General features: G+C 73.1%; 13 protein-coding genes. 6 read left to right on the top strand and 7 right to left on the bottom strand.

Annotation, left to right across the window (positions count from 1 at the left end):
* Positions 1 to 14: 14 nt before the first annotated feature.
* Positions 15 to 1,583: a class I adenylate-forming enzyme family protein gene (locus AB0P03_RS33605; RefSeq protein ID WP_363587045.1), complete on the top strand. Its 1,569-nt coding sequence runs from the start codon at positions 15 to 17 to the stop codon at positions 1,581 to 1,583.
* Between the two features lie 56 nt (positions 1,584 to 1,639).
* Here the strand turns inward: AB0P03_RS33605 and AB0P03_RS33600 are convergent, their stop codons facing one another.
* The 6 genes from AB0P03_RS33600 to AB0P03_RS33575 form a co-directional block, all read right to left on the bottom strand.
* Complete coding sequence (locus tag AB0P03_RS33600; RefSeq protein WP_363632363.1) at positions 1,640 to 2,497, bottom strand: arylamine N-acetyltransferase; 858 nt, start codon at positions 2,495 to 2,497, stop codon at positions 1,640 to 1,642.
* Positions 2,498 to 2,532: 35 nt separating this feature from the next.
* Positions 2,533 to 4,464, bottom strand: a complete 1,932-nt coding sequence (locus AB0P03_RS33595; RefSeq protein ID WP_363632361.1) for an anthranilate synthase family protein — start codon at positions 4,462 to 4,464, stop codon at positions 2,533 to 2,535.
* Positions 4,461 to 5,090 (bottom strand): isochorismatase family protein, encoded by a 630-nt coding sequence (locus tag AB0P03_RS33590; RefSeq protein ID WP_063346539.1) that lies wholly within the window; start codon positions 5,088 to 5,090, stop codon positions 4,461 to 4,463. The genes AB0P03_RS33595 and AB0P03_RS33590 overlap by 4 nt, the downstream gene beginning before the upstream one ends.
* A 42-nt stretch (positions 5,091 to 5,132) precedes the next feature.
* Positions 5,133 to 5,903 carry a 2,3-dihydro-2,3-dihydroxybenzoate dehydrogenase gene (locus AB0P03_RS33585; protein WP_363587042.1) on the bottom strand — a complete coding sequence of 257 codons (771 nt, stop codon included), beginning with the start codon at positions 5,901 to 5,903 and terminating at the stop codon, positions 5,133 to 5,135.
* Positions 5,904 to 6,025: 122 nt separating this feature from the next.
* Positions 6,026 to 7,198, bottom strand: coding sequence for a 3-deoxy-7-phosphoheptulonate synthase (locus tag AB0P03_RS33580; protein WP_363587041.1), 1,173 nt, complete (start codon positions 7,196 to 7,198; stop codon positions 6,026 to 6,028).
* Between the two features lie 495 nt (positions 7,199 to 7,693).
* Positions 7,694 to 8,443 carry a 50S ribosomal protein L11 methyltransferase gene (locus AB0P03_RS33575; RefSeq protein ID WP_363632359.1) on the bottom strand — a complete coding sequence of 250 codons (750 nt, stop codon included), beginning with the start codon at positions 8,441 to 8,443 and terminating at the stop codon, positions 7,694 to 7,696.
* 261 nt (positions 8,444 to 8,704) lie between these two features.
* Between AB0P03_RS33575 and AB0P03_RS33570 the strand changes: the two genes are divergently transcribed.
* Positions 8,705 to 10,633, top strand: coding sequence for a helix-turn-helix domain-containing protein (locus AB0P03_RS33570; RefSeq protein WP_363632358.1), 1,929 nt, complete (start codon positions 8,705 to 8,707; stop codon positions 10,631 to 10,633).
* 38 nt (positions 10,634 to 10,671) lie between these two features.
* Here AB0P03_RS33570 and AB0P03_RS33565 read toward each other — a convergent pair whose 3' ends face one another.
* A complete protein-coding gene (locus AB0P03_RS33565) occupies positions 10,672 to 11,901 on the bottom strand; it encodes a transposase (protein WP_363632356.1) in 1,230 nt (409 codons plus the stop codon).
* A gap of 273 nt (positions 11,902 to 12,174) precedes the next feature.
* On the opposite strand from AB0P03_RS33565, the gene AB0P03_RS33560 reads away from it, so the two are divergent.
* From AB0P03_RS33560 to AB0P03_RS33545, 4 genes are all read left to right on the top strand, one after another.
* Positions 12,175 to 13,161 (top strand): NADPH:quinone reductase, encoded by a 987-nt coding sequence (locus tag AB0P03_RS33560; protein WP_363587037.1) that lies wholly within the window; start codon positions 12,175 to 12,177, stop codon positions 13,159 to 13,161.
* A gap of 134 nt (positions 13,162 to 13,295) precedes the next feature.
* Complete coding sequence (locus tag AB0P03_RS33555) at positions 13,296 to 13,775, top strand: Rrf2 family transcriptional regulator (RefSeq protein WP_363587036.1); 480 nt, start codon at positions 13,296 to 13,298, stop codon at positions 13,773 to 13,775.
* A gap of 78 nt (positions 13,776 to 13,853) precedes the next feature.
* Entirely contained in the window at positions 13,854 to 15,074 is a 1,221-nt protein-coding gene (locus tag AB0P03_RS33550; protein ID WP_363632354.1) for an MFS transporter, read from the top strand.
* A 258-nt stretch (positions 15,075 to 15,332) separates the two neighbouring features.
* Positions 15,333 to 15,582: thiamine pyrophosphate-binding protein (locus AB0P03_RS33545; RefSeq protein ID WP_363632352.1), on the top strand; the 250-nt coding region annotated here is incomplete at its 3' end.

The following is a 15,582-nucleotide window of genomic DNA, read 5'->3' as shown; positions in this document are numbered from 1 at the left end:
AGGGGAAGAGGAGCATGTTCCTGCAACGCGTCGGCAATCGAGGCATCCGGCTGGGCACGGTCTGGGACCGCGCGGCCGCCCGTCACCCGGCGAGCCCGGTCTACCTCGACCACGACCTCGACATCGCCCCGGAGCTGGGCCGGCGGGTCACCCTGACCGAACTCGCCGACCTGGTCGATGACTTCGCCGCCCGGCTGTGGGCTTCCCAGGTCCGCCCCGGCTCGCACGTGGTGATCCACAAGTCGGACAGCTTCGACATCTCCCTGCTCGCCTACAGCGTCGCCCGGGTCGGCGGGGTACCGGTGCTGCTGTCCCCGAAGCTGGACGGCGCCACCGTCGCCCGCCTGCTGGGGCGACTGTCCCGGCCGACGCTGCTCACCGACGCGGCGAAGCTGGAGCAGGCACTCCCGTCCGAGGTGTTCGACCTGACCGAGCGGGTGCTGGTGGCCACCGGGGAGTTCCCGGGCGCGACCGCGCTGGCCGGGCTGGCCGGGGTCGAGCGGGTGGCGCCGGTGACCATGCCGCAGGACCGGCCGGCCCTGATCACCCACACCTCGGGCACCACCGGCCTGCCCAAGCTCGCCGTCCAGACCGGCATCACGATCCAGGCCCGCTGCCGCCCGCAGTCGGTGCTGCTCGCCCCGGTCGGGCGGCACGAGCCGATCGCCGTGCACGTCTCCTTCGTCCACTCGCGGATGATCAGCGGGGCCGCGCTGTTCGCGCTGCGCGGCCATCCCATGATCATCCTGCGGGACGACGAGCCGGAGCACGTCGCGAAGCTGTTCGCCCGGATCCCCCCGGGGGTGATCGAGTCCCACCCCAACACCCTGCTGAGCTGGGAGGTCCTGGCGGACCACCCGGCGAAGCCGCTGGCCAAGGTCCGCTGCTTCAGCAACACCTTCGACGCCATCCACCCGCGCACGGTCGACACCCTGCTGGGCGCGTCCGAGCGCAGCCTGCCGTTCTTCGCCCAGACGTACGGGCAGAGCGAGACCGGCGCCATCGCCGCCCGCACCTACACCCGGCACCGCCGCAGCGGCGCCGACGGCCGCTGCGTCGGGCGGACCTTCCCCGGGATGACCGAGGTCCGGGTGGTCAGCCGGGACGGCCGGCCGGTGGCCAAGGACTCCCCCGGCCACATCGAGGTGCGCAGCGGCGGGCAGATCGTCACCTACTTCGGCGAACGGGAGCGCTTCGAGGGCCAGTTCTCGCGGGACGGCTGGTGGCGGATGGGCGACCTCGGCTACCGCACCCGGTGGGGCTGCCTGCATCTGCTGGACCGCGAGGTCGACGAGATCCCGGGGATCAACAGCACCCTGGACCTGGAGGACAAGCTGTTCACCCGGCTGCCCGAGCTGCTGGAGGTGATCATCGTGCCCGGCGGGGACAAGGCCCCGGTGCCCGTGGTCTGCACCCGGGACGACCAGCCGCTCGACCTCGCCCGCTGGAACCGCGCGGTGGCCGGCCTGCCCACGCTGGCCCCGCCGGTGCAGCGCCGGCTGGACGAACTGCCGCACACCGCCACGACCAAGGTGAAGCGGCTGGAGCTGGCCAGGGAGCTGGCCGCGGCCGAGGAGGCCTGAGCCGAGGAAGGCGTCGGCCCCGGCGGTGTCGTGAGACCCGCCGGGGCCGACGCGTGTCAGGAGGAGCCGATGGCCGGCAGGCTCCGCAGGACGGACCGCAGGTCCCCGGGCCCGAGCCGGACACCGAAGTCCTCCGCGAGGACGGCGGCGTACCGCTCGTCGGTGAGGTCCGCGGCCTCCGTCGTGCCGTCGGCGCGGCCGACGACCAGCCGCCGGCCGTCGAGGGAGAGCCGGCGCTGCGACGTGATCTTGGACAGGTAGGCCCGGCCGGTGAACGGGGAGCGCTCGTGGGTGGAGGTGTAGTGGTTCATCACCACGCAGTCGACCTGGTGCAGCGGCAGGCCCGTCTGGAACCGGTAGAGCGGCAACCACCCATCGGGGCGAAGGAGTTCGAGCACCCAGCAGTCCGGCTCCGAGCCGACCCGGCGGAGCCGGTGAGTCCAGCCGTCGGGCTCGGCCAGGGCGCCGTCGGTCAGCGGCAGCGGCTCCAGCGGCCCCTTGTCGCCGAAGCCGACGTCGGCGAGGAAACGCGTCCGGCCGACCGTCACCAGCAGCACCAGGTGGGTGCGTGGCAGCGGTCGGCCGGCGTTCAGCAGGGCTCGGGCGGCGAGCCTGGTGACCTGGAAGCCCAGGCGTTCCAGCACTGCGGCGAAGAGCAGGTTCTGTTCGAAGCAGTAGCCGCCGCGGCCGCCGGCGACCAGCTTGGCCTGGACGCGGTCCAGGTCGAGCGGGACGCCGCGGCCGAGCGGGATGTCGAGGTTCTCGAACGGGAGGGCCAGCAGGTGGGCGCGGTGCAGCCGGCGCAGCGTCCCGGGTTCGGGGGGCAGCGGACCGGAAACACCGGTGCGGGCCAGGTAGGCCCCGACGTCGAGCAGTTCCGCTCCCCATTCGCCGGTGGCGCGGTCATCGCCCATCCTGTCGGCCCCTCTCCCGTGCGGTCTCCCGGAGACTACCCGGCAAGGATCGCTCCGGCACGGAGGACCTCGGCGATCAGGCCGCCGACGATCCGGGGGCCGTCCTGGGTGAGCACCGACTCGGCGTGGAACTGCATGGACGCGAAGTGCGGGCCGCGCAGGGCGTGCACCTCACCGGTCTCCCGGTCGCGGACGGCCTCGATGGTGCCGACGCCGTCCACGTCGACCGTGTCGTGCGGGCTGACGGCGGCGAAGGTGTTGTAGAAGCCCACCCGCTCACGAGCGCCGAACAGGTCGATCTCGCGCTGGACACCCTGGTTGGGGACGTCCCGGCGGCGCAGCGGCAGGCCGAGCAGGGTCGACAGCACCTGGTGACTGAGGCAGACCGCGACGAACGGGCGCCGCCGGGCGAGCAACTCGGCCACCGCGGCGCGCAGACTGGCGATCTTGGGGTGGTCGGCCTGCCGCGGGTCGCCCGGCCCCGGGCCCATCACGACCAGGTCGAAGCCGTCGAAGGCGTAGTGCTCGTCGAACCGACGGATCGTCACCTCAAGCCCGAGTGACTGGAGTTGGTGGCCGATCATGGCGGTGAAGGTGTCCTCGGCGTCGATCACGAGCACCCGGCGCCCGGCGAATTCGGCGAGCCGCCGGCCGCGGTCCGCGTCCTCGGCCAGCCAGAAATCCGAGATGACGGTGTTGCGCCGCTCCAGCGCGGCCCGTACCCGGGGGTGGCCGGCGAAGGTGCGCGGGCCTCCGGCTTCCAGCGCGGCCAGCAGCCCGGCCGCCTTGGCCCTGGTCTCGGCGACCTCGGAGGCCGGGTCGGAGTGGCGCACCAGGGTGGCGCCGACCCCGATCCGGATCCGGCCGGCGGTGTCGATGTCGGCGGTGCGGATCAGGATCGCGGAGTCCATCGTGCGCCCGCCGCGCTCGTCCCGGCCGATCAGCGCGGCCACGCCGCTGTAGTAGCCGCGCCCGGCGGGCTCGTGACGGCGGATGACCCGGGCGGCGCTCTCCAGCGGGCTGCCGGTGACGGTCGGGGCGAACATCGTCTCGCGGAGGATCTCGCGCGGGTCGCGGTCGGTTCGGCCCTCGATGAGGTACTCGGTGTGCGCGAGCCGGGCCATCTCCTTGAGGTACGGGCCGACCACCCGGCCGCCGCCCTCGCAGATCCGGGCCATCATCTTGAGCTCCTCGTCGACCACCATGTAGAGCTCGTCGGCCTCCTTGCGGTCGGCGAGGAAGTCCATCACGCCGGCCAGGGTGGGGCCGGAGGGCGGGTAGCGGTAGGTGCCGCTGATCGGGTTCATCACGGCGACGCCGTCGGCCAGGCTGATGTGCCGCTCGGGGCTGGCGCCGACGAAGGTCCGCTCCCCGGTGTGCACGACGAAGATCCAGTAGGCGCCCGCCTCGCGCTCGGTCAGCCGGCGGAAGAAGGCCAGCGCGGCGCGCAGGGTGTAGTCACTGATCTCGGCCAGGAAGGTGCGGCGGACGACGAAGTTGGCGCCGACGCCCTGCCCGATCTCCTCGGCGACCACCCGGCGGACGATGTCGGCGTACTCCTCGTCGCCGAGGTCGAAGCGGGCGCCGGTCAGCTCGGTGGGCCGGTCCGGGATCAGCGCCAGCGCTTCGCCGAGGTCGACGGTGGCGTGCTCGGTCACCGTCATGGCGAGCAGCGGGGCACCGTCGTCCTGGGCCTCGAAGCCGCGCTCGGCGATCTGCCGGTACGGGACCAGGACCAGGACCTCCGGGCCCGGGCGGCCGGGCTCGGGGCCCAGCGGGACACCGTCCAGCGTGTCCGCGGTGGCGACCTCGCCGAACAGGACGTCCAGCGTGCCCGGGCCGGTGGTCTCGGGCCGGTGCAGGAGGGCGAAGGCGGGCGGCCGCTCCGCGAGCACCCGGCGCAGCAGCTCCTCGGTCGTCCGGTCCGTCGTCCGCCCGCTCGCCCGGCCCGTCGTCCGGTCGGTCATGCGAAGGTCTCCTTGGCGGTGATCAGCATCGCGCAGCGCGCGGCGGCGTACTCCAGGGCGAGCCGGTGGTGGGCGGCGGAGAAGTCCGCGACGGCGTCGGCGACCAGGAACGGCCGGATGTCGTTGGTGAAGGCGTCGACGGCCGTCATCAGTACGCCCACGTGGGCGTACACGCCGCACAGGATCAGCTGGTCGCGGCCCTCCTCGCGCATCCGCTGGAGCAGGTCGGAGCGGAAGAAGGCGCTGTAGCGCCACTTGGTGAGCAGCCAGTCGCCGGGGGCCGGGGCGAGCGACTCGACGACCTCGCGGTCGACCGGGTCCATCCGCATCCCGGGGCCCCAGAAGTCCAGCAACAGCCCGCGCTGTTCGGTGGTCATGCCGCCCGGCTGGGCGGTGTAGGCGACCGGCACGCCGAGCTCGGCGGCCTGGCGGCGCAGCAGGGCGGCGTTGTGCAGCAGCTCCCGGCCGGGTGCCTCGTCCGCCGGGAAGGGGCGCAGGAAGTAGCGCTGCATGTCGTGCACGAGCAGCACCGCGCGGTCCGGGCGGACGGTCCACGACACGGTGTTGTCGGGCAGCTCGCCCGCGGTCGGCATCGGATAGGGCTCGATGGTCGGAATGCCTGCCATGCGGTGGACTCTCCTGGGGGAATGGTGAGTTGGGCGGGCCGGTCAGGCGCCGAGGCCGGCGCCGCCGTCGACGGTGAGGTCGTGCAGGGTGATGTGGCCGGCCGCGTCGGAGAGCAGGAAGAGCACGGCGGCGGCGATGTCGGCAGGGCTGGCCAGCTTGTTGAGCGGGATGCCGACCCGGAAAGCGTCCGCGCGACCGTGCAGGGTGCCCTGCGGGCCGGACTCGTCGTGCCACATCGAGGTGAGCATCGGGGTGTCGGTGGATCCGGGGGCGACGAGGTTGCAGCGGATGCCGTACCTGGCGACCTCCAGGCCGAGGCTCTTGGTGAACATCGTCGCGGCGGCCTTGGAAGCGGCGTAGGCGGCCATCTCGGTGCGCGGGGTGCGGGCGGCGTTGGAGGCGACGGTGACGATGGCGCCGCGCCCGCGCGGGATCATCCGGTCGACCACCGCGCGGGACACGTGGAAGACGCCGTTGACGTTGACCGCGAAGGTGGCCGTCCAGTCCTCGACGGAGAAGTCCCGGACCTCGCCGAGGCGCAGCACCCCGGCGGCGTTGACCAGTTGGTCCACCGGCCCGAGTTCGCGCTCCACCCGGTCGACGAGCAGGTCGACGGCGCGGTGGTCGCTGACGTCCACCGGGTAGGCCTCGGCCCGCAGGCCCTCCTCGGCGAGGGCGGCCACGGTCTTGCGCAGGCCCTCCTCGTCGCGGTCCGCCGCGGCCACCGCGGTGCCCTGTTCGGCCAGGGCGCGGACCACGGCCGCGCCGATGCCGCCTGCTGCCCCGGTGACCAGGGCGATCGTGTTCGTCACTGCCGGACCTCCCTCGGGGCCGACGCGTGGCCGGCCCGTTGCTCTCGGTTGCTCTCGGTTGCTCGGTTGCTCTCGGTTGCTCTCGGCGTGGTGGCGTGTGGCGCCGTTCCGGGCCCGGCGGGTCAGCCCTCCCAGGCGGAGACCACGGTGATGGCCTGGCCGGGGTTGAGCCGGGGATCGCAGAAGCTGGTGTACTTGTCGCCGACGTGCGCCACCCCGGAGGCGTCGTGGGCGCACTCGGTGACGTCGTCGGGCGTGGTCTCCAGGTGCAGGCCGCCGGCCACGCCGCCCTCGGAGCGGACGGCGTACTGGAAGTGCTGGATCTCCCGGACGACGGTCTCCACGAAGCGGGTCTTCAGCCCACCGGGCGTGGTGACGGTATTGCCGTGCATCGGGTCGGTGAGCCAGATGACCGGGTGGCCGGCCTCCCGGACGGCCCTGACCAGCGCGGGCAGCCGGTCGGCGACGACCTCGGCGCCCATCCGGGCGATCAGGGTCAGCCGCCCGGGCTCGCGGTGCGGGTCGAGCCGCGCGCACAGCTCCAGCAGTTCCTCGGGTGCCATGCCGGGTCCCACCTTGCACGCGACCGGGTTGGCCACGGACGCGAGCATCGTGACGTGGACGCCGGCCACGTCGCGGGTCCGCTCGCCGATCCACGGCCAGTGTGTGGACGTCAAGAGGCTTTCGGTGTAACCGATCTGACGGATCATCGGAATTTCGTAGTCGAGCAGCAGCGCCTCGTGGCTGGTCCACACCGGCGGGCTGAGCGGCGAGCGACGGTCCGGATCCGACCAGCCGAGGTGGGTCATCGCCTCGGCCGCCGCCCAGTAGCAGCCGAGCAGCCGCCGCGGGTCGGGGCGGCGCAGCTCCGGGTCGGGTTCGGGGCTGTTGACCAGGTGGCCGCGGAAGACCGGGATCTCCAGGCCCCCGACGAACTCGGTCGGCTTGGAGCGGGGCTTGGCGAACTGGCCGGCCATCCGGCCGACCCGGACCACCGGCCGGTGGGTGGCCATCGTGACGATGCCGGCCAGGACGTCCAGCAGGCCGGTCTTGCGGGCGACGTCGCCCGCGGTGCACTCCGCCGGGTCCTCGGCGCAGTCGCCGATCTGTACGACCTGGGCCCGCCCGGCCGCGACGTCGGCGAGCACGGAGCGCAGCCGCCGGACGTCGGCCGGGCCGACCAGCGGCGGCAGACCGGCCAGCCGGTCCTTGATGTCGGGAAGGTGCTCGTGGTCGGCCCAGTCGGGCTGATGGAGTGCGGGCCGGGACAGGAGCGCGGACAGGGCGGTGACCATGGGGGTCTCCCGGGGCGAAGGTGCGCCGGCTCGGCGGCGCGCACGGAAGGGCGTCGTGGCGAGGCTGTGGATGGCACGGGTCAGGGAGGAGCGGCCGGCCCGCGGGCCGGGTCCCGGTCCGGCAGCGGTCCGCCGGCCGCCGAACGGCTGAGGCTCTTCCAGATCTTGTGGCGTGCCACCAGGTGTCGCCAACGCCCGCCCCCGCACTTCGTCAGGTGGCGGATACTCCATCAGGTGGCGGCACACTCCGTCAGATGTCGCCCCGGCGCGACCGAGAACGGTGACGGCGGACCCTCGACGAGGTCCGTCCCGAGGTGGCGGACCGGCGAGATCCGGCCATGGAACGGCTCGGGCGCGCGCCCCATCTGGACGCCGTACAGCACGGCCGGACTCCGGTGGCCCACGCATCCCCCGGGGTGGGCGGACCACCGTGCGCCGGCACCTCGTGGCATGTGCCGAAGTCGGCGTGGCAGATCGGGCCGCCGGGCTCGGACGTCAGAAGCCGGTACCAGGTGCCGTCTCGCCGCCGGACCGGCCGCGCGCCACGGTCACCTCGATCAACATGTGCGCGACCTCCTCCTCGCCCTCCGGGAAGACGCCGCTGCGCACCACCCGCAGGGTGCGCCCGCATTCCTCGGCGATCCGGAGGAGCGCCGTCAGGTCGCCGCGCTCGCTGAAGTGCAGCAGCACCGAGCCGCCCGGAGCCAGCCGGCCCGGAGCCTCGACGAGGAAGCGGCGGTGGGCGGCGTAGCCCGGGTCGACGTAGCCGCGCTCGTGCATCGTCCGGTAGCGGTAGTCCTCCGGCGCGAGCACGTAGTTGGAGTGCCAGAAGACGGTGTCGAAGCGCTCCTCGGGCGCGAGCGCGGCGAACAGGTCGCTGTGCACGCTGTGGACGCGGTCGGCGACGCCGTGCCGGTGGGCGTTCATCTCGGTGTTGCGGACGGCGGCCTCGTTGATGTCGCCGGCCACCACCCGTGCATGCCCGGCCAGTGCTGCGGCCACCGCGATGACGCCGGTGCCGCAGCCGATCTCCAGCAGCGAGCCGGAGCGCCCGGCGGCCCGCGGGTCGTCCAGACCGAGCAGGCGCATGGAGATCTCGCTGGTGGGCGAGTAGACCGGGGCGAAAATCCCTGGCAGCAGGTCCCATTCACGGCCGCAGAGCCGGAAGGTCGCGGGCCGGTGCGGGTGCTCCAGCGCGGCCCTGCTCCGTTCCAGCGAACGGCGGTAGTCCTGTAGCGCCTTCATGTCGTCCGCCTGTGCCCCCCACCGCGCCAGCTGGGCGTTGTCGCCCGGACCACCTCCCCGGTGGCCACCACGTCATCCTCCTCAACCGGCACGGGCGGCGGGAAGGTGACCCGGCAACACATCGGGGCCACTCGGCGGTGCCCCCTCCACCGTCCAAACCGTGGAATCATCCGAGCCCCACCCAAAGTGACATGATAAACACTTTGCATTACCTGGCATGTGCCAGGCAAAAAGGCTGATGTGCACGGGTGGGGGTAGGGCATGGCCCAACAGGGGGTCCGTAAGCGGCCTGACGCGCTGACGGTACTGACCTTGCTGGTGGCGGAGGCACCACCGGCGCGCATCGAGTCACTGCTTGCCGAGGCCGCCCGCGGCGGCGCCCGCGAGGCCGAGACGGCCGCACTGGAGCGGGCCGTCCGGCTCGGACTGGACATCTGCGCCCAGCGCCGCGGGCGCCAGCAACGCGAGGCGGGCCTGTCCGCGCTGCTCGACACCGCCCGGGACCTCCTCGTCCCCGACACCCTCGACGGGGTGCTCAAGGTCGTCACCCGGCGCTCGCGCCTGCTCCTCGGCTCGGACATGGCGTACGTCAGCTTCCCCGGACCAGAGGACGGCCTGTCCTACATCCGGGCGTCGGACGGCCACACCTCCACGCTCAACGTCGGCCTCCAGCTGACCGGCGGCTCCGGACTCGGCCACGCCGCCGTCGCCAACCTCGCGCCGGTCTGGACCCCGGACTACCTCGACGACAACCGGATCCAGCACAGCACCGACATCGACGAGGTGGTCCGGGCCGAGGCGCTGCGCGCGATCATGGCCGTCCCGCTGAGCTACGGCCCACACCCCTTCGGCGCGCTCTACGTCGCCGACCGCAACGTGCGGCACTACACCCCGGAGGAGATCTCCACCACGAACCTGCTCGGCGAGCTCGCCGGCCTGGCCGTCCAGCGCGCCCTCGTCCTCGACGACGCCAAGGCCACCGCGCAGACCCTGCGCGAGGAGCACGGACGCACCACCGAGTCGCTGCGGGAGCTCAGCGAGCACCGGCGCATCCATCACGAACTGATCGAACGGGCGCTGACCGACTGCGAACTCCACGGTCTCGCCGAAGCCGTGAGCCGGAACCTGGGTGGCGCGCTGCGGATCCACGCGGCGGACGGCACCGTCCTGACCACCACCGGCCGGATGCCCGAGACCGGACCCGCCGCCGCGGAGGTGCACGCCGCCAAACGCCCGGTCCACACCGCGGACGGCCTCTGGGCGGCCCCGGTCACCGCCGGAGGCGAGATACTCGGCACCCTGGTGTTCCGCCCCGAGGACCTCCCCGCGGCCGGCATCGACGAACTGCTGCACCTGGCCGCCCAGGCGGTGGCGGTGCAGCTGCTGCGCACCGGCGACACCACCGTCGTGCAGGGCCGCGCCCACGGCGAGCTGATGGAGGACCTGCTCACCAGCGCCCAGCGCCCGCCGCAGCAGTTGGAGGAGCGCGCCCGCCGGCTCGGCATCAACCTGGCCACGCCGCACGTGGTGGTGGTCGTCCGTCCCGAGGCCCGAGCGGTCGGCCGGGCCTGCGCCCTGGCCACGGGCCTGGCCCAGCGACTGAACGGGCTGCGGGTCGGGCACGGCGGCAACGCCGTGCTGCTGCTGCCCGGCACCGACGCCGGCACGACGGCCCGGGCCGTCCTGAACGAACTCGCCCCGCTGCTGAGCGAACCGGTCACGGTGGCGGCGGCCGGGCCGGTCGCGGACGCCGCCTCGGTCTACCACTGCCACCAGGAGGCGCTGCGCTGCCTGGAGGCGATGATCGCCCTCGACGCCACCGGCCGCTCGGCCTCCCCCCGGGAGCTGGGCTTCCTCGGTGTCCTGCTCGCCGACAACCGGGACGTCCGTTCCTTCGTCGACTCGGTCATCGGTCCGGTGCTCGAGTACGACCGGCAGCGGTTCACCGACCTCGGCCGCACCCTGGACGCCTACTTCGAGACCGGAGCCAGCCCCACCCGGGCCGCCCAGAAGCTGCACGTCCACCCGAACACCGTCGCCCGCCGCCTGGAACGCGTCGCGGAACTGCTCGGCCCCGACTGGCAGGACCCCGGCCAAGCGCTCGAAGTCCAGCTCGCCCTACGGCTCTCGCGCGTCCGCGACCTCCTCGTCAAGGACGGCCCGTCGGCGGGAGTCGACCAAGCGACCTAGTGCCTGTCGGGGCGCGGGCGTGATCCGGAAGAGTGCCCCTAGCTCACGCGGCGGAGCGAGCGGCCGCCGGTGTGGGAGAGGGCCACGACCGCGTGTGCGGCCGAGGCGAGGGTGACATGGCGGTGCCAGCCGTTGAAGGAACGGCCGGTGTAGTCGCGGATGCCGGTGCGGTCCGCGATCTCGTCGAAGTCCCGCTCGACCCGGCCGATCCGCAGGCTCAGCCGGAACAGCTGGGCCGGCGTGGCGTCCGGGACGTCGGCCAGCCACAGCTCCTGCGGCCAGCGCCGGCCGGAGCTGCCCGCGCCGAGCAGCAGCAGGTCGCGGGCCGGGCCGTCCGGCCTGCGGCTCACTCCCAGGGAGCGGGCCGCCCCGGTCACCGTCCGCACCCGGACGGCACCGACCAGCGCGGTACGCAGCCCGGCGTCCTGGCCGTGGTCGGTCCAGGTCACCATCCGCCTGCGGTCCCGGCACGCCCCGATGATCCGGTGGGCCGGCATCGCCTCCGCGCCGTGCCCGGCCCCCTCGGCCGGGCGGAGCGGCAGCGTGCTGTTGATCCGCACGAGGAACGGCACCCCCGCCGCGCGCAGCCGCCGCAGCGCCTTCATCCCGTCCAGCTCCCGGACGTCCATCACCACCGGCAGCGTGGGCAGCCGCCAGTCCGAGGTCAGCTCCAGCACCGCCTCGACCGAGCAGTCGCCCAGCGTCCGGGTGTCCACACTCGCCGGGATGGACGCCTGGCTGCGCCGCGGCACGTCGTCCAGCCACGCCCGGGACAGGTGCAGCCGCCAGTTCACCGGCATGCTCACCTCCTCGGACGCCGCCCAGACGCCCACCGCCTGCTGCGCGTTGAGCACCTGGCCGAGCGAGGAGATGAACCGGCGATCCACGCCCACCGAGTGCTCCCCGGCCTTCGGGATGACCGTCTGCTGCACCACCCAGGCCTGCGGCGGCGCGACGGACGTCACGTAGTGCGCCAGCGCGGCGCGCACCGGGTCCCACTCCCAGGTGGAGCTGCTGATGAAGTGGTGCAGGTTCTGCTCCGTGGCCTGCCCGCCGATCAGCCGCGCGATGTTGCGCACCGACTTGCGGCCCTCCGCGCCCAGCAGTCCGCGCAGGTACTCCACACCCTTGCGGCGCTGGTCCGCCCGGGGCAGCGACGCGAACAGCGCCGGGCACAGCTCCGAGAGGACGATGTCGTGGGAACTGCCAACGCCCGGCGTGCGCCCGGGTGTTCGCGTGTCCCTGATGTGCAGGGCGAAGTCGCTCATCGAGATCCCCAACCTCTACATGGCAGACGCATCTTCAGATGGGTCGACGGTATGCAGAGGGCTCAGGCCGGGCCCAGGTGCACCGGGCACACGGCTGCACGCGCGGCCTATGGCCGGACCACCGGACAGAGCGCGCGAGCAGGCGCGATCGCCCCCGGAGCCGCCCGGTGGGGTGTGCCGGGGCCATCAGGGGCGGGCCGACCGCGCGCGAGTTGACGAACAAACGGCTTCCGTGCGGCACCCCGGCGTTGACCGGTGGAAGACTCTCCGAGCATGCGAGCAGCCTTCATCGAGGCCCTCGGGCCGCCCGAGAACATCCGCTACGGCGAACTTCCCTCCCTCCGTCCTGGGCCGACCGACATCCTGGTCGACGTCACGGCCACCACCGTCAATCCGGTGGACACCTTCGTCCGCTCCGGCCTCTTCCGCACCCCGGTCGCGTTCCCGTTCGTGATCGGCCGCGACCTGGTCGGCACCGTCGCCGCGGCCGGGCCGGCCGCCCCCGGCTTCGCCGTCGGCGACCGGGTGTGGACCAACAGCCTCGGCCACGGCGGGCGCCAGGGCGCCGCCTCCGAGCAGGTCGTCGTCCCCGCCGACCGCCTCTACCACCTCCCTGAGGGCGTCCTCCCCGAGGAGGCCGTCGCCGTCGTCCATCCGGCCGCGACCGCCTACCTCGGCCTGTTCACACACGGCCGCCTGCGGGCCGGTGAGACCGTCCTGGTGGCCGGCGCGGCCGGGAACGTCGGCTCCGCGCTGGTCACCCTCGCCGTCGACGCCGGGGCCCGGGTCGTCGCCACCGCCTCCGCCCGGGACCTGGAACAGTGCCTCGCCCTGGGTGCGGCCGAGGCCCTGGACTACCGCGATCCGGACCTCGCCGAACGGCTCGCCCAGGCCTGCCCCGGCGGCGTCGACCTCCACCTCGACACGTCCGGGGAGAACGACCTGGCCACCGCCGTCGACCTGCTCGCCCCGCGCGGACGGATCGTCCTGCTGGCCGGCGCCCGCTCGCGGCCGATCCTCCCGGTCGGGCCGCTCTACATGAAGGACTGCTCGATCGCCGGCTTCGTGATCTCGCATGCGACCAGCACCGAACTGGCCGAGGCCGCCGTCGGCATCAACCGTCTGCTCGCGGCCGGACGGCTGCGCCCCCTGGTGGTCGAGACCCTTCCGCTGAGCGCCGCCGCCGAGGTCCACGGCCGAATGGAACGCGGCGAGCTGCACGGCAGACGGGTGGTCCTCAGGCCCGATTCGCGGGCCTGACCGGTCGGCTGCTAACCGTTGTACCGGAGGTCCGGCAGGGCCGCAACGCCCTCGTCGGGCCGCGACTTGACATATTCCGGACCTCCGGCGTGTCCGGCCTGCGTCGCAGAACCTGGACGTGTATTGTCCTGGTTATGCGAATGGGTGAAGGAGTCGAGTGGGGCCTGCACTGCTGCCTCACCCTGGCATGGCTCGACAGTGAGCAACCGGTTCCGACGGCACGGCTGGCGGCCTGGTTCGACCTGCCGCCGGCCTACCTGACCAAGCGCCTACAGGCACTGGTCCGGGCCGGCATCCTGAGCTCGACACCGGGCTCCAAGGGCGGCTTCCGGCTGGGCCGACGGCCGGAGAAGATCACCCTGATGGACGTGGTCGCCGCCATCGAGGGCCCCGACGACGTGTTCCGCTGCACCGAGATCCGCCAGCGCGCGGACGGCGGTGGCGCCATCGCACGGGAGTTCCGACAGCCGTGCGGGATCGCCACCGCGATGCGCAAGGCCGAACTGGCCTGGCGCCGCGAACTCGCCGGGCAGACGGTGGCCGACCTCATGGCCGCCGCGCCGGGCGGGGCCGCCGACCGCACCCGACGCCACTACGCCCGCATGACCGGCTGACCGCACCGCCCGACGGTCCGACCGCCTCACCGCGCGGCGACACCACAGCACGCGCACCGACCCGCAAGGAGAATCTGGATGTCCAGTGTCTCGATTCCGGCCGACCGGAAAGCTCCGGCCGAACCCGGCTCACCACCCCAGGGCGGCCTGTCCTCCACCCTCGTCCTCGCCTTAGGGACGTTCGCCGTCGGCACGGACGCCTTCGTCGTGGCCGGCTTCCTCCCCTCCATGGCCCAGGACCTGCACGTCTCCCCGGCCACGGCCGGCCAGTCGATCACCGTCTTCGCCGCTGCCTACGCCGTCCTCTCCCCCGTCCTGGCCACCCTCCTCGCCCGGCTTCCCCGCCGAACCCTGCTGATCACCGCACTGTTCACGCTCGGCATCGCCAACCTCGGCTCGGCACTGGCCCCCAACATGGCCGTGCTGATCATCAGCCGCATCATCGCCGCCGCCGGCGCCGCCGCCTACACCCCCAACGCCGGAGCCGTCAGCGCCTCCCTCGTCCGCCCCGAACTGCGGGCCCGAGCCCTCGCCGTGGTCATCGGCGGCCTCACCATCGCCACCGCACTCGGCGTGCCGCTCGGCAACGCCGCCAGCCACTGGCTGGGTTGGCGCACCGCCCTCGGCCTCGTCGCCGGACTCTGCCTGCTCGTCGCCGTGATACTGCGCCTGATCATGCCGTGGCTCCCCGGCAACGTCCGGGTGCCGCTACGCACCCGCCTCGCCGTCCTGCGCCGGCCGGCCGTCCTCGCCGTCCTGCCGCTCACCGTCCTCGGCATGGGCGCCAGCTACACCGCGTACGCCTACAGCGTGCCCATGCTGGAAGCCGTCAAGGTGCCCGAGCGCTCCATCCTGTGGATGCTCTTCCTGTACGGCCTCGGCGCCGTCATCGGCAACCTCGCCGCGGGCTACACCACCGACCGCTGGGGCTCCACCAAGGTCCTGATCGTCGGCTACACCGCCATGGTCGTCGCCCTCGGGTCCCTCGCCTGGCTCGCCGCCTCCGACTCCGACCTCAAGCCCGTCGTCGGCCTGCTGGTCCTCCTCTGGGGCGCCAGCAGTTGGTGCCAGACACCCCCGCAGCAACACCGCCTGATCGAGGTCGCCCCCCAGGAGGCCCCGCTGGTGGTCTCCCTCAACTCCTCCTCCATCTACCTCGGAATCGGCCTCGGCACCATCATCGGCGGCGCCACCCTCGGCGCCGGCGCCGCGACCGTGTACGGCCTCGGCGCGGCCATCGCCGCCATCGCCCTGGTCTTCCTGCTCTTCACCCACCACTCGCCCACGAACAAGGGCTGAGACGCGAGACACTCCTTGCGGGCCGGGCAACTCCCTTCCGGCCAACGCTTCCTGACGGCACGGCGTCGCACCGAGCGCTGAAACACCCCTCAGCACGCGACGACCGACGACCGGCGCGGAGACAGACCCTGCTGCCCCGGTTTCCCCGACACGTCCCTGGCCGCCCAACGGCGCCGCGCACCGCAGCGGCCCCGGCCACGGACACCACCCGGCACTCCCCGCCGGACCACCACGTCGACGAAACCGAGAGATTGCCAGATGACCCAGTTGAGCGAGTCCCCCGTGACCACCCACAGCACCGAGACCACCGGATCGACCCCAGCGCCGTTCACCCCCGACGCCCGGACCGGGCCCGTGGAGTCCGCGATGACCGGCGCCCAGGCATTGATCCGTTCACTCGAAGAGGTCGGAGTGGACACCGTCTTCGGCATCCCGGGCGGGGCCATCCTTCCCGCGTACGACCCGCTGATGGACTCGGCCAAGGTGCGCCACATCCTGGTCCGGCACG

Source organism: Kitasatospora sp. NPDC088779, from assembly GCF_040685395.1.
GTDB lineage: Bacteria > Actinomycetota > Actinomycetes > Streptomycetales > Streptomycetaceae > Kitasatospora.
Note: the sequence above shows the minus strand (reverse complement) of the source record. Positions and strands in the feature narration are given on the sequence as shown.